Here is an 18464-nt window from a genome sequence, read left to right as displayed (position 1 = left end):
TTGTCATAAAAACTTACGAAATAACACTACAAGTGTACTGTCACCTTTCCCCCTAGCAATATGGGTAGGTTGCATTGCCAGATTTTTAATACAGTGGTTGAGTGGGGAGATCATCAGTGGTTAAACAAGTGCAACAGTCGCAACATCAGGGAACATCTCAACAAGTGCAGCGCTCTAACGAAACGCCGCAACCGTATGTTTCCCCTAATCTCGTCGATTCTGTAGGGTCAATTCCCAGCCAGCTCTATCACCGACTGGGCTTAACAATGCCTCGGTGGTTGTTTTGGATTTTGACCATTGTCATGGGGATCACCCTATCGGGATTGTTAGTATCTACCCTGGCACTGTGGACTCCTCTGTGGAGTACCTTGGGTCAGTCTGATGAAGATTTAGCTTGGAGTGGGAAAGAATCGGAGAAAATACCCTCTGCCAATGAAGTTTGGAATAATATATCTCAGTATAAACTAACACGACCCATAAATATTTTAGTAATGGGGATCGAGCCCGTAAAGGGTACGGTTGATGGTTCTCCGGAAAGCTTTGCTGGTAAAAGTGATACCATGCTCCTGGTGAGGCTAAACCCAGAAAATAAAACCATTCGGGTGCTATCGATCCCCAGGGATACAATGATTGCAATCCCGGAAAAGGGGTTAAATAAAGTCTCCGATGCCAATGCTCAAGGCGGTCCGGCTTTGGCGTTACGGGTGATTAGTCGTACCCTAAATAATGTACCGATTGACCGTTATATTCGGATTTCCACCAGTGGTTTGCGGCAGTTAGTCGATCAGGTGGGTGGGGTAGAAGTCTTTGTCCCAGAAACCATGAATTACAAAGATATGGCAGGTCAATTCTCCATTGATTTGGTTAGTGGTTGGCAAAATCTCAACGGTGAACAGGCAGAGCAGTTTATCCGTTTCCGGGAAGCAAATATGGGAGACTTGCAACGGGTACAACGACAGCAATCTTTGTTAGTGGGTTTGCGGGAACGGATGTTTAGCCCGACGGTGTTGCCACGACTACCCCAGTTAATTCGTGTGATGAATAAATATTTTGATAGCAATTTGAAGCTAGAAGAAATGATGGCGATCGCCAATTTTTCTTTGAGTATCGAACGTGATAAGTTTCAAATGACCATGCTCCCAGGTATTTTCAGCCGTATGAGTCAAGATCCCAATAGCTACTGGTTGGATTTGACTGGTAAGGGAGAATTACTCAATGATTACGTGGGTGTGAACCTAGCTGGCTTAAAACCTGATGGGCGATCGCTAGCAACAATGAAAATAGCTGTGCAAAACTCTGGAAACAATTCTCAAGTCAGAGAAACAGTTCTCAATCAACTCAAACAAAAAGGTTTAACCAAAGTTTATCCCATCGCTGATTGGAAAGATGACCGCAGCGAAACTAAAATCATCGTGCAAAAGGGTAATCTCCAAGCGGCGGAAGAATTGCAGAAAATTCTCGGATTGGGAGCTATTGAGGTTTCCTCAACGGGGGACTTAGAATCTGATATTACTATCAGAATTGGTAAAGATTGGAAGTAATCACAAGTTAATGTTCATTGGTGATTCATTTTCCATCAAAATCATCACCAATGGATAAAAATACTTCCCAGTCATAAATAGCAAAAAGTCCTATATTTTTTGTTATGCTTCCTCTCGAAATATCATAAAAAAATGCAAAAATACTTTCGTCATTTTCTCGGAATAATTACTATTATATTTCTCGCTTGGTTATTAGTTGTGCTTAATGCCAAGCCGGCTTTTGCTCAGTTAAATACGATTAATTACAGCAATGCTAATCTGGAAAATCGCGATTTTTCCCATACAGATTTAGCGGGTGTCACTTTTGTAGCTGCGGAAATGCGGGGAACAAACTTTGAAGGAGCAGATTTAACTAACGCCATCTTTACCAAAGGTGTCTTGCTCAAGGCAAATTTAGAAAATGCTAACCTAACTAATGCTTTAGTGGATAGAGTGACTTTAGATGGGGCAAACTTGAAAAACACAATTTTGGAAGGTGCCACCCTTACCCGTAGCCGTTTTTATGATGCTGATATTACAGGGGCAGATTTTACTGATGCTTTAATTGATAGATATCAAGTCTCTTTACTTTGCGAGCGTGCTGAGGGTGTGAATTCGGTGACTGGTGTGGAGACAAGGGAAAGTTTGGGGTGTAGGTAATAATTATTTGTCAGCTACGCTGCATTCAAGAATCTAATCACTAAAATACCCGACTTTCTCTCAAAGCCGGGTATCTCATTTTTAGCCCTACACATTCACAGGTTGTCTATTTTTCACACCTGAATAATGTCCATTGTTAGCAATTGGTACTGAGGGTAAGGATTCTCTACCTGTGATGATTCTAGCTCCACGATTACGAGTGAAGTAGTTACAGAACCACTGAATTGCCACTACTAGCTTGTTATCAAATTCAATTAGGAAGTAAACGTGAACAATTAACCAGAATAGCCAAGCAAAAAATCCTGTGAGTTTGATAAATCCTAAGTCAACCACCGCAGAATTTTGTCCAATGACAGCTAAACTACCGTGATCTACATAGCGGAATTGGGGTGCAGTTTGCCCCTGCAAGCGATGTTTGATGACGGAAGCAACATATTCACCTGCTTGCATTGCCACTGGTGCTACTCCAGGTAATGGTCTACCACTTTCCTGGGTATAATTTGCCAAGTCACCAACTACAAATATATTTTCATAACCTTTAATACTGAAGTCTGGTTCTACCATGACTCTTCCAGCGCGATCGCACTCTACACCAGTGCGCTCTCCTAAGACTTTACCTACGGGTGAAGCTTTAACCCCTGCTGCCCATAATACTGTCTTCGCAGCAATTTGCTTAATTTCTTCCCCTTGTTTGAGGGTGACAATATCATCTTCTATATTCGTGACTAATGTCTTAGTTTGGACGCTGACACCCAATTTTTGTAAAGATACTTCTGCCTGTGCTGATAATTCTGGGGCAAAGGGTGGCAAAACTCGATCTAAACCTTCTAGGAGAATTACCTGTGCTTCGGAAGTGTCGATATTGCGAAAATCTTCCTTCATGGTATGGTATGCCAACTCGGCGATCGCCCCAGCTAATTCTACTCCTGTAGGACCTCCACCAACGATCACAAATGTTAACCAAGCCCGACGAACTAGGGGATCGCTTTCCTTTTCCGCAGCTTCAAAAGCACTAAAAATCTTTCTCCGCATCTCAATCGCATCTTCAACTGTCTTCAACCCAGGGGCGAATTCTTCCCACTCATCCTTACCAAAATAGGAATGCTTGGCTCCTGTTGCCACAATTAAAGTATCATAGGAAACTTCCTTGTCTCCCATAATCACTTTCTGTCCTTGGGGATCGATGTCGTTGACTTCTCCTAGCAATACTTGAGTATTTTTACTTTTACTTAACACCGAACGCAGTGGTGAAGAAATATCTGCTGGGGAAAGAGTTCCTGTTGCCACTTGATACAACAATGGTTGGAAAAGGTGAAAGTTGCGTTTATCAATGAGAGTGACATTCACGTTACTACGTCCTAGTGCCTTTGCAGCATAAAGCCCACCAAAACCACCACCAACAATCACTACCTGGTGGGGTGGCTGATTCTCAACTGCATCTACCATCAGATATATTTCCTTATGTTGCAAAATTATTTCTGTTTATAACGAATTGTATCAATATTGTCATATCTTTTTCTGTTTGTCGTGGACATATAAAAAAAAGATAAAAGTCTCATGAGATACCACTTTCAGGTTATTAATTTGACCAAGCTTTAGTCAATGGCGAAAGTGCTTAAGAGGATATACACAGGACAAGGCATTGTAAAGTAACTTAAGTCACATGAAATCTAGTCATAATTGCTGTGAAGATGAAATAGTAAAACTGCTATTCCTGTGATTAGGATAAAGAAATTAAAAATTTCGATGAAATCGGATTAGAATATGTCTCTCGTAACCTGGTTAGGGTTTTTGTTGAAGAAACTACCAGTTGCCAGAAATATTCTTGGCTGAAAAATTAGCTCCCTCCACATTCTCGAAAAATGACTGAAAGCAGCGCTTTTAAGAAAACTTACAAGTATCTCAAAGATGCAGATGTGCGATTTGTCCGAATTATCTGGTGTGACAATGCCAATATTATTCGGGGAAAAGCCGTTCACGTAGATATGCTATGCCATTATTTTGACCATGGTGTAGGAATTTCCGCAGGGCAGCAAGGGATACCAGTAATGTATGACGGAGTAGTACGGAAAACTGGTTTAAGTGCGGTGGGAGAAGTGCGTTTAACTCCAGATTGGTCAACTTTAACAATTTTGCCCTATTCTCGCGGTCATGCTCGTGTCTTAGGCAACATGAAAAGATACGGAGAACCGTGGGCTTTTTGTCCACGTCATTTTCTCAAACGTATGATTGAAGAAGCAGAGAGCGAAGGTTTAGAAATTAAAGCTGCCTTTGAAAATGAGTTCTATTTATTACGAGAAACACCCCATGGAATTATTCCTGTAGATTCCACGCTATTTGCGGCTACTCAGTCCATGGATATTAACTGTGAGGTAATTAATGATATTGCTGATGCTTTAGTTGCCCAAGGTATACCAGTTGAACAATATTATCCTGAATCGGGAGCCGGACAGCAAGAAATTTCCATGCGTTACACAGATGCTTTGCAAGCAGCAGACTGGCAAATTGCTTTTCGGGAAACTGTCCACGCTGTTGCCCAACATCATAATTTGCAAGCATCATTTTTACCGAAGATTTTTCCAGAAGGTGCGGGGAGTGGTTGTCACCTGCACTTAAGTTTGTGGCGAGATGGGCAAAATATTCTACCAGAACCCCAGGGAGTCTGTGGACTATCCCAGGTAGGGATTAATTTTATTGCAGGTATTCTCCATCACCTACCTTCACTGATGGCAATTACCACTCCCTCGGTGAATTCCTACCGTCGGATTCGTCCCCATGCTTGGAGTGGTGCTTTTCGTTGTTGGGGGATGGATAATCGAGAAGCAGCAGTTCGGGTTCCGAGTGATCCCACATTTCGTTGTCCCAGTCATTTTGAACTCAAAACAGTGGATGCAACGGCTAATCCTTACCTTGCTTTAGGTGTGGCGATCGCTGCTGGTTTAGATGGGGTGTGGCAAAATATGGAGCCAGGAAAACCTCTGGCAGTTAATCCTGGGGATTTATCCATTGAGGAGCGCAAAATTAGGGGAATTGATCAGTTACCAGAAAATTTAGGAGAGGCGATCGCCCAGATTCGACACAATGATTTTCTCTTAAATGCTTTGAATTCCCAACTATCAACAGCATTTCTGGCAATTCGAGAAGCGGAATGGGAAGCAATGCAGGATTGGGATTTAGAACAGGAAGTCAAAGTTTTGTGGACAAGGTATTAAATAGAGAAAAGTGGAAATGAGTTGAGAAATGACTAAAAATTCGAGAGAATTTACTATCAAAATAAAAATTCTAGACAGTTCACTCTGCACAGAGACTCTGACTTTGAGTAACATTACTTCCTAGAAAGTCTCGCAGGGAATTACAACCACTAACAAGTAACTTTTCGAGTTGAATATCTTCTATTTGAAATTTACTCAGTAGAATTATACCATTAGCACTACCCATAGCTAATGTTTGTTGATTGGGACTAAAACTGAGACTAGTTAGTCGATTAAATTTATCTTTTTGAACTCGTAAATTAATCACTAAAGTGCCATCTGATTGCCAAAACCTGGCTTTATCACTACTAGTTGCTGCCACTATTTTACCATCGGGACTGAAACTGACGCTAAAAAAACTATCTCCATTGGTTTTAAAGTGGTGCAAAAGAATACCATCACGACTCCAGAGGCTAGCTTTCTGATCAGTAACGGCAACAAGAGTCTTACTATCTAAAGACCAAGCAATGCTATTGACAGGATTACCTTCTGATAGAGTTCGTGAGAGCTTACCGTCACGCTCCCAGAGTTTAATAGTACCGTCTTCACTCGCGGAAGCAACCAATTGACCATCAGGACTGAAACGCACAAGATTTACTGGTTTTTCATGTCCGGTGAGGGTTTTTAACTCCTTACCTTGGGGATTCCATAACTTCACGGTCTTATCTTTACTACCAGAGGCAATAATTTTACCATTGGGAGACCAAGTAACTGTGACTACATCTTGGGTATGTCCCAATAGGTTGATAGTATTTTTACCATCTATAGCCCAGATTTTGACACTCTTATCGTTACTCGCGCTAGCTAATTGACTACCATCAGGAGAGAAATTGATATCAGAAACCTGTGCAGTATGCCCTAGGAGTTCATGTTGGAGTTTACCTTCCAAATTCCAGATTTTCACACTTTTATCTTCACTCGCAGAAGCAAAAATATCTCCTTTGGGGGCAAAACTAATGCTAGTAACACTCTTACTATGTGCTTTGAGGTTTTGTTGTAAAGTATCTTGCCAATTCCAAAGACGAATTGTGGGATCTTGACTAGCAGCAGCAGATGCCAAGGTTTTACCATCTGGGCTAAAAATCACACTATTGACGCGATCGCCATGCCCTTTTAATGTACCAATAAGTACACCGTCCCTGCGCCACAATTTGATAGTTTTATTCCGATTGGCAGAGGCAATTACTTTACCATCTGGACTGAAAGCCAGGCTCAAGATAGTATCATTTTGTTTGGGATAGCTTTTTACAAGTTTGCCTTTCCTTGTCCACAGTCGCATCGTTCCATCTAAACAACCTGTGACAATAAAATTTCCATCAGGAGACCAAGCAAGACTTTTAATTCCCTCGGAATGTTTGGCAGAGGTTTGCCAAAGCTTGCCATTACGGTACCATAACTTGAAAGTTTTATCGCCACTGGCAGAAGCTAAAATATCTCCCTGGGGAGACCAGGCTAAATTTAATACTGCATCACTATGACCAGTTAAAGTCTCTAATCGCTCTCCCTGGCGATTCCAGATAATAATGGTTTTATCAGTACTGGCAGAAGCTAGAAGTTGCCCATCAGGACTGAAACTGATGGTATTAACAACATCTTTATGTCCTTCTAGGATTGGCTTGGTAACTTTACGGGATAATTTGGATTGAAGGTTCCACAAACGAACTGTTTTGTCTTGTCCACCAGAGGCAATTAATTGACCATCGGGACTGAAACTGACACTATTTACAGCTTCTGTATTACCTCTTAAAGTCTGAAAAACTAGACTTTGGGAAGTACCCACATGCCATAGTTTAATCGTTTTATCTGCACTTGCAGAGGCAAAAAATTTACCATCCGGACTAAAGCTAACTGCATTGACACCTTTTTTATGTGATTCCAAGCGTTGTTTTTCTCGTATTTTTGGAATTGCTTGGTAGAGAGCTGTGACAACTTGAGCTTTGGTTTCATCATCAGGGAAAATTGCTGTCTGGAGTTTTCTTCCAGCTTTAATCCCTTCTCTTAAAGCGTCACTATTACTATCTTTGGCAAAGAATAGTTCACTGACGGCAATAATAGCTCTAATTTCACTAAATACTGCCTGTCGCCATAAATAACCTGCCATGACAGTTGAGGCAGTTAAGGCAAAAATTGCGGTCACTGAACCTGCAAGAGCAATCTTCAAAGAACGACTTTCTTTTTCTCTACTTTCTGCTAGTTCGGTTTGCAGTCTTTCCTGTTGTAATTCTGATGTTAGTTGTTCAATTTCTAGGCGACTGAGTTCTTCTCGTTTGCGTAGTTCTTTTAGTTCTGTCAGCAGGTCTAAACCGGGTTGCACAGAAACATCTATTTGTCTTGATTTTTGCTTATTTTTGCGTAATTCACTATTTAAACGGGCAATTTCTGTTTCTCTTTGTTGTACTTGTTGTCGTAGTTCTTTGAGTTGATTTTGTAGCTTTAATTCTTCCTGTTGTAAAGCCCGGATTAAATCGACTAAATAATCATGGATTAACTGATAACGTTCTGGCAGTTCTGGGAAGAGTATCACCAATCCAGAACGTACCAAAATATCCAGAATTAGCTCTAGTTTACCTTCATCTTCCAATTCGGCTAATTCTACAGTCAATTCAGCTTTAGTCTTGAAGGGTCTTTTGCGGTTATCATCTGTCAGTAAATATAAGACTAAAAGTGCTGCCCGCTCATTTTCTGCGCCACAATCTTGAATTAATTCCCGCAGATATCTTTCAATTAATTTATTGGGACGAAAAGGTTCATATTTCGCTAGAGTTGTAATCCGCTCATCTTGTAATTGAGCGCCGACTACTTGTAATTCAATGGGGCGAACTTCTTGAAAATCTCCAGCTAAATCTTCTACTAATACATCGATTAATTCTGCTTCTAAATTCAGTTGCGATCGCGCTGTCAACTTTTGAATGATATGTTTGGCATCATTGGGAGTAAAATTGTTTAATTGATAGAGAATATTTTTATCGAGAATATTATAATTAATAGCCTCTAAGGCTGATAAATGTTTAAAGTCAAGTAAATGATGTAAGTAATCTTCTCTCACGGAAAAAATCACCTTAACAAAAGGAATTTGTAAACAATCATAAAGAAATTTATCTAGTCTTTCTTTCTCATAGCGTTCCTCACAACCAAAAAAGAATTCCTCTAATTGGTCAAACACTAGGACTGTAATTAAGTAGTTATCAGCATTACTTTGTAACTGGGCAAATATCTCTGCTTCCGTGGTCAAAATTGGCACGGGTTTTTCTGAATTAGCATCACGAGTCTGGGTGGTGCTTTCTTCTCCCCGCATCGCTACCATGGCTTCTGCCAAAGATTTACCTAGAGCCCTTAGCCAACAATCCGTATAAACTTGTACGACTACTGGTACAGCTATCTGGTCGATAATTGCCCGATTTTGCAAAGCTGGCACTAAACCAGCTGTCACTGTGGAACTCTTACCCACTCCAGATTGACCATGAATTACGGTTAATTTCTGGTCAGGACGGCTAATTCTACCAATGAGTTGATTGATATCCCGTTCTCGACCAGAAGCGGCTATTTCTAAAGCAATACTGCTGCTGACCACCGGAGATATTAAGACGGGATTGGTAACTTGTCTTTGGGGTTGGAGTCTACCAGCTCCAATAAATGCCCGAAAACCGTATTGTTGCTCTACAGAACGTCTCTGTTGACGGATGCGGAATGCTTGGGCGTATAAACCAGATTGAAAGTAGAGCGATCGCAGGGTTCTAAGTAAGCGAATATACTTGTGGGCATCGTAGCGATGGTCACTTTTTTCTAGTGCTGTTTGCAGTTGTTCGCTAGCTATATCTAACTGATCACTGGCAATTTTTTGCTCACGAATTTGCCTTAAAGCTTTGGCTAAATTTAAACGATATATCTGTTCTAATAATAGGGGAAATAGCCCTTGATGGGGGTCATTTTTCGCCTCAGCTAGGTAAAATAAGGCAGTATGGGCATTCTGAATTGCTAATGACCACCAGCCTTTTTGTACAGCCACTTCACCTAAAAAGCCGTAATCACAGGCAAGCTGAATCCTTGTACCATGATTTTGATGCAGTTCAAGAGACTTCTCGGCAATCTGTTTCAGCTCATCCCAAGCTTGCAGATGCTGTAAAACTTCTGCCAGTCGATTGATAAACTGAGCAACTAAAGCTGTATAACCAACACTTTCAAATACTTGCAGACTTTCCTGAAAATAGGACTTAGCTGCATCCCAGTAATCACTATTGTCTACTTGATAACGTTCGGCACGACGATAGTGACATAAACCTATGCAGTATAATAAAACACCTTTGCGTAAGATATGGGGAGAAGGGGGAGTGGAAGCAGATGGTACGGAGGTTTCCCACTCTAACACCCGACCTCGGTTCCAAGAGTTATCAACGGTGGTTTCTAGGGGAGATTTTTGCCAAAATTCCAGACTTTTTTGAAAATGGGCTTCTGCTTCATCAATATAGTCGTGGGTGTATTTATCTAAACCAAAGACAAACTCGACACAAGCATTTAGTTCTGGCTCTAACTTAATTCCACGATTCTCTAAATCTTTAATTGCACAACCAAATTCATGACTGCTACAATCCCAAATCAATCCCATTGTCTGCTGTGTCTGAATTACAGGGGTTCCCGTGTGTTGCTGGGTACTGGGGTGCAGAATTTTGGTAAATAGGGAGTTGGTTTCTTGGCGCAGGAATTGCAATAATTCCTCTGTCGTCATTTCCAGTTTGATGGGTGTGGCAGCCCAATTGGTAAAATCGGGAGCTAAACGCCGCAATTGTCGTAAAACTTCATCATTCACCCAAAATACCATGGGAAAGGAGTGACGTTTGCGGAATTCATCCCGTAAATGATTGATTGTAGTTAATAGGTTTTCTAGAGCTTCTACTTTTTCTAAACCCAGCACCATCAAACCTGCCACATTGGGGGAAATTTGCCGATGGATAGTGCTATACAAACTCATGACATTTACAGGCAAACTAATATCTTGAATCAGATATCCTGCCAGGAATTCTTCACGTAGTCTTTGCAACATTCGCTCTTGTAAATTTGCGTAGTTGCAGCGCACCAACACCAGGGAAAACTGACCTTGGGAAAGGGCGATCGCTCGCCGCAAACTAGTCAACGCCCGCTCATTGACTGCCGTTAAATCCGTTGATGGTTGTTGGTGCTCTGTAGCCATGTTTGAAATTGTTGAGTTTCCGCTAAAACTGGGTTAATCGCAAACCAAGCTCCATGTTGGTCACGGTACTCGAACACAAACAGGCTTCGCAGTAGAGTGTGATATTCTATACCACCTCTCACCCGTTGTTGTTGGACTACTTGAAAGATTAGCTCCCACTCATCAGGGTCAATAGCATGACTACGGAAATCACGGTGTTTTTGAATCACCTGTTCCACACAGTCCCGATCGAAGGGAGGATCTTGTTCCCGTAGACAATCAAACAGGAGTCCGAGTAAGTCTCTGACATGACCACCACTAGTCAGACACAAGCGATCTAGAGTATCTAAACTATCAAATACTTCTGTCACTAATTGTAACCTTTCTGACGGCAGATTGTCGGGAAAGGCTCTAGCCAGAATCATTTGGCGAGTTAACTCTAGTCCAGGAGTAAAAATATCTCCCGTGCGCCGGCGGACTGGTATCATCGGTAAGACCTTGGGTGCGATACCTCCACCCAGACGGTTGTGCAATTCCGCGCTGTCGTTGGAAAATATCAACGCTAGGGGAATGGTATAGACGATATGACAGTGAAGTTTGCGTAATTGTTCACCGCGATCGATAAATAGATATTCTGGTAAGGAACGTCCGGGGGAGCGCTCTTTGAGAGCAACTCGATCGAGGTTATCGACAATCACTACCAGTCCCTTTTTACCCCTAGCTTGGAGTTGCTTCTCGGCATCTGCTAGCAGTTCTTTGTTGATAGACTGAAGAATATTTTCAGTGCGCGGTTCTAAATAGTCGCGCAATCTCCGCCGTAATTGAGGACTTTCTTTGGTTTTGGCGGTAATTTTGGCAATACCGACGGAAAGCTCACCCTCTACTTCTAAATCCAGGGGTGTTTGTAGAAAACCAATGATATCCGTGAACAATGTCCGGAAATAGGAAGGTTTGACACGGATTTTCATGGCTTCCAAACTTTCGCTGACTTGTCCCGCGATCGCCAGTAAAATATCCGTGACATCCAAGTCAATCATTTCTAAGACATGGGTAGACTCGAAGTAAACCACATGGAATTGCTCATGTTCTAATTCTGCTTGCAGTCGCAATAGTTCTGTGGATTTACCGCAACCAATGTGTCCAGTAAATAGCTGACAGGTGGGTTTATCTGGGGAAAGTCGGGTAATAGTACGTAATAAAGCTTCGATAATCTTGCCACCCCGTACCGATGCAAAGTCGATATAATATCGGCGATCGGTCGCTTTTCCCATCATCAGTGGTCGGCTGGGATTACAAGCTTGATAGAATTCTGTTAAATTTAATAACGGCATAATTAATCCTATTAAACTTAGGGAATTAGGGAAATATTAAGGAAATTGGGGATTAGCACCTGGGGAAAAATTAGTACTTCATACCCAAAACCCAGCTACCTGTCCCTTGTCAGCACCTAACCGTTCTGAATATAGTCAAACTAATGTTTCTAAGACTTGGCTTGATTGTCTATTCCATAGACAAGATACGGAGAACATCAGCATTCCTCCGGACATTTTCGAGAAACAATAGTCAAAATATACTACTACGTTGCTGAGACTTCAGTGACTAACCATGACAAATATCCCTACCCCTAAGTCTCTAGAAGTGGGAAAATCTGAAGTTAGCCACCAAACAACCCACGCAAGGTGACTCTTGCACTGGGAGGATAAACTAAACGTTGAAAAAGGGAAGTAAATTTTTCAACAATTCAATTTTTCCAGCACCACCTGGAGAATGTTAATTGTTTTACCTATAGCCCAATACGGTTAAGTTAAGCATTAATACTCCCTTGGATTTCCGACAAAAGGAGGAAACTAAATCCTCTGTTTTCAGAGTTTAAGGAGATTTTCGGAAACTGAGTATGATTAACTGCACTGCCTTGACCTATACTGAAAACTCTGACAACAGACACATTGTCACCAATTAGTCATCATCAATTTGCCAATATGAAGGATAAATGAAAAGGTTTTTACCTTCCCCCTTAAACTTTAACCCTTCCCCTTCCAGCAAGTAATGGCAAAACATTTCTAGAGAGAAAAACTAATTTCCCGATTCTAAAATATTTATCAAACAAAAAAGTTACTTGCAGCACAGTTTCCCAGTTAATTTTATTATTCCAGGAAGGTGAAGATATTCTTGAGAGAAAAGCTACTCTCTGTTTACCAAAAGCAAATCTTCCTGAAAATCCCTGAAATTCTCAATTAGCTCTGTTGCATTGTATACTTTATCAGAATTAGGGCTTCCCATTTGATTTATCCTGAATGGGGTCGTTAGTGATTGAAAGCATAGTCATAGTCAGAGTTATCACTTGCTTTGCCCTGTTCTCAGGGATGTCCACCACGTTTCGGCGACCCAGCCATCATGAGATTAAATGATACTAAACATACTGATAGTTCCTCCAGGAATCGCCAAGTATATCAACGGTTAAAGTTAGCATTTGGTCTGGGTTTGCGGCGACAACTGTTCATTGGTGTATGTGATGATTTAAACCTCAGGAATCAGTTAGCAGCCCGTTTGCACTCGACCTTAGCCTATCCCGTAGGGCAAGTACTGTATCAGCAATTTGATACAAACGAAGCTAGTACACCTGCTTACCCTCGATTGGTAACATTACGTTTAAATTTGAGTGATCCAAATCCGATTGCTCAGATTAACCAATGGTTGACGAATTACCCACCACCCATGATTGGGGGAGGGAAAGATACTCCAGGAAGGAGTTTGCCCATACCTTCATTTCAAATTGTTGGTGTAGAACAATTAACTAGGCAGCCAGTTGCTATCCAGCGTTTATTTTTACATTATCTCCGGTTGACAGAGCAGTTAGTTTTGAATCCGGAGGCAAACCGGGTTTTAGATTCCGGGTTATTATTATGGGTTCCTCGTCCTTGGTTGCATGCAATTCAACAGTCTGCACCGCAGTTTTGGCGATGTCGTACAGGGGTATTTAGCTTTGTAGGGGAGCCAACACCCACAACCCAAACCAAAACGGTACCAGAAAGATTTCCTGATAATCGGAAATTAGATTTCCCCTTGGAGGGTTTGGAAGAGTCCTTGCTAGGTGAGGCGATCGCGGATGATGATTTTGATTTTCCCTCATCGGATACTCCTGCAAATCGGGGACATAAGCAGGAAGAAGCGAATCCAATTCAGTCAGAGGTATTTATTCCAGAGATACCCGAAAAGGAAGTCAAAGAGGAGATTACTGCTAGTAGCATTATTCAGACTTCCCCAGATTTGCCCCAATTAGGTGAGATTAATCAGGAATTAACAGAATTAGTTTTAGCGACTCTCAACAGCGCGATCGCCAATGATGGAGAACTGGTTCAGCAAATTCAGCAAACCCTGGGGGAAATTACTACTCTTCATACACAGCAAGCATCAGGAGCAGCCCTAGGTACAGCCTACCATCGCCTAGGAAGTATCTATCGTCTGCAAGTCGAACAAGGACACTCTACCCTGGAAAATCTCATGGTGGCAATTCTTGCTTATCAAGAAGCCATTAACCACGATGAGAATTCTCCCCAAGTTGCAGACACCCTGAATGATTTGGGTACACTCTACTGGATGTTGTATCGGACTCCACCAAATTTGGAAGCTGGTCAAGCATATATCCAGCAGGGAATTGAGTTTTATCAATTAGCGTTAAAAATTATTGCCCCAGAGGAGCAAGCAGATACCTATGCACGGGTACAGAATAATCTGGGAACAGCCTACGGAGATTTGGCAAAGTTTACGAATCCGACAGAGAATTGGCAAAAAGCTGTAACTGCATATAGCGAAGCATTACGCTTTCGGACTCCAGACATGGATGGGTTAAAATATGCTGCAACTCAGAATAATTTAGGTACAGCTTACTGGCATTTAGCCCAGTACAATCAACCTGTCATTCATTTACAGTTGGCGATCGCAGCTTATAATTCGGCTCTAGCTCACTATCATCCAGAGCAGGAACCTTTGAAATATGGCATGATTCAAAATAATATTGGTACTGCTCACTGGAACTTAGCACAATACGATAATCCGCCGGAGAATCTACGCCAAGCCATTGATGCTTACTGTCAAGCATTACAATATCGGACTGCGGCTGCTGTTCCCACTGCCTGTGCAGCAACACAAAATAATTTAGGTACAGCATATTGGCATTTAGCTAATCAGTCACAAACTAGTAAAGAAGAACGGCAAAAATTCTTAGAATTAAGTCTCGATGCTTATAAAGAATCTCTCGCTTTAGCCCACTCTTTGAAGGGTATCTCTTTAAGTTTTGATATTTTTGCCACCCACAATAATCTCGGTTTAGCTTATTATCAATTAGCCACAGACCAATATTTCCATGTGGATAAACATACTCGTTCTCACTATTTAGAATCATCTTTAGATAATCATTTACAAGCTTTAAATGGATTTAGCAAAAAACCCGATGCTTATCAAAGTACTTTTAATTATGTAGTCAAAACAATTCGTGCTTTCCACAGTGAATTAGGACTTCAGGGACAAAATTTGGCATTATCAAAAGTTCCAGGACAATTATTACCAGAAATTTTGCCGAAGCTTTAGCAGGGAAGAGGAAAAAATTCAAAATAATTTATTAATTTGTTAGTCATGATGAATGAAACGATATCCAATTTAAGAATGTACTAGCTTGGCATATGATTACAACCATCCTCGCAGACGGTAAACCACAATACCAATGTATTCTTTGATGGCATTGGTAAATTTTTGGAGATTATTGCTTTCAGGTAAAATATTTAACAAGGCAGCCTTGGGACTATTGCCTAGTTCCTGAATTTCCCCTTCACTGACTAAAAAATCCGTAGGTGCGGCGATCGCGTCTATTCCTTGATGTCTAAAAATCATCAGCGATCGCGGCATATGTAAGGCAGAGGTGACAAGTAAGATGCGTTTAATACCTTTACTCTCCATGATTTTTCGGGTATTAACTGCATTCTGGTAAGTGTTGAGGGATTGGGTATCTTGCAAAAGCGCCTCTGGGGGAATACCTAGAGATGTTAGAATTTCTACCATATCTGCCGATTCGGCTGCTCCTTGTCCCCGCCAATCGATACGTCCGCCACTCAGAATAATGTAGGGTGCTTTTTGTTGCCGATATAACTGGGCAGCATAAATGACGCGATCGCCCTGCTCACTCAAGTCTACCCCTGGACGGGGAGGAAAGGTGGATTTCGTCGCTCCCCCTAAAACTACAATTGCTTCAGCATTGGGTAATTCCTTGGGAGTATTTTGCCACTCCAGCGATCGCGCCAACCAAATTGGCATCCAAGAGTTACTGCTAATTAGTAAAATTACTAGTGCCAGAGTAATTAAAGATGCTGCAACTTTGGGCTTTTTCCAAATAAAAAATAAGGATACTAGCAAGCAGACGCAGGTGAAACCAAGGGGATAAATAAATAGGGGTAATAATTTAGAGAGATAGAGGAACATAAAGACTGGGAAAGGGGTAAAGGGTACAGGGAAGGATGGGAGCAGGTATTTTTATCTCACCTGTCTTTATATCTTCTGCATTCCAAATTACTTTTCCCAGAATTTTAATTTAATGCCACTGGGACGACGAAAACGACGATTAATTTTGCGGAAACGACGTTTAGTAGCAGGTTGTCTGGTACTAGCTTCCTCAGTTAAAGTATCGGGAACTTCTACTTCGACTTGAGTGCGAGTATCTTCCTTGCTTTGCCACCAAGCAATTATCCAGCCACCACCAAAACCGGCGATCGCCCCTAGTAAAATGCTCATGGGAGCGCGATATCCTAGAACCACAAAGCCCAATAGGAAAAATAACCAGTACTTCAAACCAGCATCAATACCCTCATTGGAGCCAACGCTGGGAGGAGTAGGGCTAGTTTTATTTGTTTCTGTGAACCATCCCAGAGCTAAAGCACCCAATAAACCCACGAACAGACTTACAGGGAGTGGATTTTTTGCCATTGTCAAAATCATGGCAATAAACAAACCTAGAAGAATTTGGGTAAAAAGTTCAGAGGTAATGTTGAAGCTATTTTTTGACATAGGATTTTTTAGTTACTGACTTTAATTGACGGGGAAGGGGGGAAGGGTATTGATTGGATACAAACATTTTTCTCAGGGTTGCCCCATAACACCTGTTTGTATCAAACTGTAGAACCAAAATCCCCACTTGTCACCCTCTTCCCTACATCTTTAACCCTGCCCTGATTTCTGCAATCAGTTTACGGTATCCCAGATTTTCACATAGGGTTTTTCTGCCTCTGAAAAAGCTTCAGCTTGTTGCATTTGCGATGTTAACAGGTCAGCAGTCGCATCAGCTATATCACCCTGGCGCTGGTGTAAACGTTCCTGGATGACTTCCACAGGGGCAGTACAGTGAATTATTTCTAGGGGAAGATTGTGAGATTGAGCTTGGGCGATCGCCAACTCCCGCCATTTTTGCTTGTCAAATTTGGCATCTAAAATCACAACAAAACCTTGAGCTGCTAATAATACCCCTAACTCTATCAACCGGTGATAGGTTTTCTCTGTCATTTCTGCGGAATAAACCTCATCCCCACCCCGTTGCATCAGGGGAATACCTACTAAATGTTTACGCACCGCATCAGAGCGGATTTGAATACCCCCTAATTGTTTAGCTAACTGTCGCGCAGTTGTACTCTTACCCGAACCCGACAATCCCGACATGAGAATTAACTTACCTGTGCGGGGTTGGGTATATTCCCATGCTTGTTTGTAATATGCTGCCGCAGTTTGTGCTGCTTCCTCCTTGACTGTCTCAGGCACACCGGGGTCATCTAGTAAAAAAGAAGTCACCTTGGCTCGTACATATGCTTGGCGACTCAAATATAAAGGTAATACCTGCAAGCCTTCCCAGTCTCCAGTTTGCTCCACATAGGTATTTAAAAATACATTACCTAATTCTCGACTCTGCCGTGCTTCTAAGTCCATGACAGTAAATGCCACATCATACATGACATCGACAAAGCGGAACGGCTCGTTAAATTCAATGCAATCAAATACTAAAATTTTATCGTGCCACAGGGCGATATTCCGCAGATGTAAATCCCCATGACATTCCCTTATTAATTTACCCTGAATTCTGCTAGCAAATAACTCTGGACGAGTGGCAAAAAAATCATCCGTATATTGCTTAGTCTTCTCAAACTGTTCCTGAGTCTGAGCCACACCAATATACTTCATGGTTTGCTGATAATTTTCATCTATGGCTGACCGGACTTGCTGCACCTCACCAAAACTTTGAATATAATCATTAATCTCAGCCCGGACGTGGTATTCTGCCACAACCTTACCCAACTCCTGCATGTGGGATTCCTGCAAAGTTCCCGCAGCAAACATCTCACTCAACAACGCACCATCGGGAAACTGTTGCATTGTCAGAACGTATTCCACAGCATCCCCCTCACCATTGAGAAGATACTTATCACCTTCCAAAGTAATTGGTAAAACCTGCAAATATAACTCAGCTGCTCCCCGTTGATTTAAACGTAACTCCTCCTGACAAAAGTGCGATCGCTTTGCCAAAGTCGAATAATCTAAAAAGCCAAAATTCACAGGTTTTTTCACCTTATAGGCAAAATCTCCCGTTAATAACACGTAGGAAACGTGTGTCTGAATCAACTGAATTGGCTCCTTCACAGGGTGGGGGTAAAACCCAGGTTCTAACATCTGCTCAATCAAAGCAGGAATAGCAACTTCGGTCATTTTTCTTTGCGTCCTTTATTTCTTTAAGATTAAATATTCATCTGTGTATCACACCCCATGATTATTTCCAGACAAAATAATCAATAAAAAACCAGGGATTCTACCCTGGCAACATCAGCAATTATTACAGAT

At 41.7% G+C, this 18464-nt stretch carries 10 protein-coding genes; 4 read left to right on the top strand and 6 right to left on the bottom strand.

Annotated features, from left to right (window positions below; genetic code table 11):
* The first annotated feature begins 116 nt into the window (after positions 1–116).
* Positions 117–1541 carry an LCP family protein gene (locus IJ00_RS16270; protein WP_035154600.1) on the top strand — a complete coding sequence of 475 codons (1425 nt, stop codon included), beginning with the start codon at positions 117–119 and terminating at the stop codon, positions 1539–1541.
* Positions 1542–1673: 132 nt separating this feature from the next.
* Positions 1674–2180, top strand: coding sequence for a pentapeptide repeat-containing protein (locus IJ00_RS16265; RefSeq protein WP_035154598.1), 507 nt, complete (start codon positions 1674–1676; stop codon positions 2178–2180).
* Positions 2181–2267: 87 nt separating this feature from the next.
* Here the strand turns inward: IJ00_RS16265 and IJ00_RS16260 are convergent, their stop codons facing one another.
* Entirely contained in the window at positions 2268–3626 is a 1359-nt protein-coding gene (locus IJ00_RS16260) for an NAD(P)/FAD-dependent oxidoreductase (protein ID WP_035154597.1), read from the bottom strand.
* A gap of 416 nt (positions 3627–4042) precedes the next feature.
* On the opposite strand from IJ00_RS16260, the gene IJ00_RS16255 reads away from it, so the two are divergent.
* Positions 4043–5392: a glutamine synthetase family protein gene (locus IJ00_RS16255; protein ID WP_035154596.1), complete on the top strand. Its 1350-nt coding sequence runs from the start codon at positions 4043–4045 to the stop codon at positions 5390–5392.
* Between the two features lie 79 nt (positions 5393–5471).
* On the opposite strand, the gene IJ00_RS16250 is transcribed toward IJ00_RS16255, so the two are convergent.
* Both IJ00_RS16250 and IJ00_RS16245 read right to left on the bottom strand, forming a co-directional pair.
* Positions 5472–10616, bottom strand: a complete 5145-nt coding sequence (locus IJ00_RS16250; RefSeq protein ID WP_035154595.1) for a hypothetical protein — start codon at positions 10614–10616, stop codon at positions 5472–5474.
* Positions 10580–11926 carry a P-loop NTPase fold protein gene (locus tag IJ00_RS16245; RefSeq protein WP_035154594.1) on the bottom strand — a complete coding sequence of 449 codons (1347 nt, stop codon included), beginning with the start codon at positions 11924–11926 and terminating at the stop codon, positions 10580–10582. Before IJ00_RS16245 ends, IJ00_RS16250 begins: the two co-directional genes overlap by 37 nt.
* A 1063-nt stretch (positions 11927–12989) precedes the next feature.
* Between IJ00_RS16245 and IJ00_RS16240 the strand changes: the two genes are divergently transcribed.
* A complete protein-coding gene (locus IJ00_RS16240) occupies positions 12990–15182 on the top strand; it encodes a tetratricopeptide repeat protein (protein ID WP_035154593.1) in 2193 nt (730 codons plus the stop codon).
* A 96-nt stretch (positions 15183–15278) separates the two neighbouring features.
* Here IJ00_RS16240 and IJ00_RS16235 read toward each other — a convergent pair whose 3' ends face one another.
* From IJ00_RS16235 to IJ00_RS16225, 3 genes are all read right to left on the bottom strand, one after another.
* The gene (locus IJ00_RS16235) at positions 15279–16067 is read right to left on the bottom strand and encodes a YdcF family protein (RefSeq protein ID WP_035154592.1); all 789 of its coding nucleotides are present in this window, start codon (positions 16065–16067) and stop codon (positions 15279–15281) included.
* Between the two features lie 87 nt (positions 16068–16154).
* Positions 16155–16649, bottom strand: a complete 495-nt coding sequence (locus tag IJ00_RS16230; RefSeq protein ID WP_035154591.1) for a hypothetical protein — start codon at positions 16647–16649, stop codon at positions 16155–16157.
* 174 nt (positions 16650–16823) lie between these two features.
* Positions 16824–18332: an AAA family ATPase gene (locus tag IJ00_RS16225; RefSeq protein ID WP_035154590.1), complete on the bottom strand. Its 1509-nt coding sequence runs from the start codon at positions 18330–18332 to the stop codon at positions 16824–16826.
* Between the last annotated feature and the right edge of the window lie 132 nt (positions 18333–18464).

The organism is Calothrix sp. 336/3, assembly GCF_000734895.2.
Classification (GTDB): Bacteria; Cyanobacteriota; Cyanobacteriia; order Cyanobacteriales; family Nostocaceae; genus 336-3.
This window is presented reverse-complemented; position numbering and strand designations above follow the sequence as displayed.

Excerpts from the sequence above, each read along its gene's own strand:
- IJ00_RS16240 (WP_035154593.1), top strand. The coding sequence starts at position 12,990 with ATGAGATTAAATGATACTAAACATACTGATAGTTCCTCCAGGAATCGC.
- IJ00_RS16260 (WP_035154597.1), bottom strand. The coding sequence starts at position 3,626 with ATGGTAGATGCAGTTGAGAATCAGCCACCCCACCAGGTAGTGATTGTT.
- IJ00_RS16225 (WP_035154590.1), bottom strand. The coding sequence starts at position 18,332 with ATGACCGAAGTTGCTATTCCTGCTTTGATTGAGCAGATGTTAGAACCT.
- IJ00_RS16230 (WP_035154591.1), bottom strand. The coding sequence starts at position 16,649 with ATGTCAAAAAATAGCTTCAACATTACCTCTGAACTTTTTACCCAAATT.
- IJ00_RS16245 (WP_035154594.1), bottom strand. The coding sequence starts at position 11,926 with ATGCCGTTATTAAATTTAACAGAATTCTATCAAGCTTGTAATCCCAGC.
- IJ00_RS16265 (WP_035154598.1), top strand. The coding sequence starts at position 1,674 with ATGCAAAAATACTTTCGTCATTTTCTCGGAATAATTACTATTATATTT.
- IJ00_RS16235 (WP_035154592.1), bottom strand. The coding sequence starts at position 16,067 with ATGTTCCTCTATCTCTCTAAATTATTACCCCTATTTATTTATCCCCTT.
- IJ00_RS16255 (WP_035154596.1), top strand. The coding sequence starts at position 4,043 with ATGACTGAAAGCAGCGCTTTTAAGAAAACTTACAAGTATCTCAAAGAT.
- IJ00_RS16250 (WP_035154595.1), bottom strand. The coding sequence starts at position 10,616 with ATGGCTACAGAGCACCAACAACCATCAACGGATTTAACGGCAGTCAAT.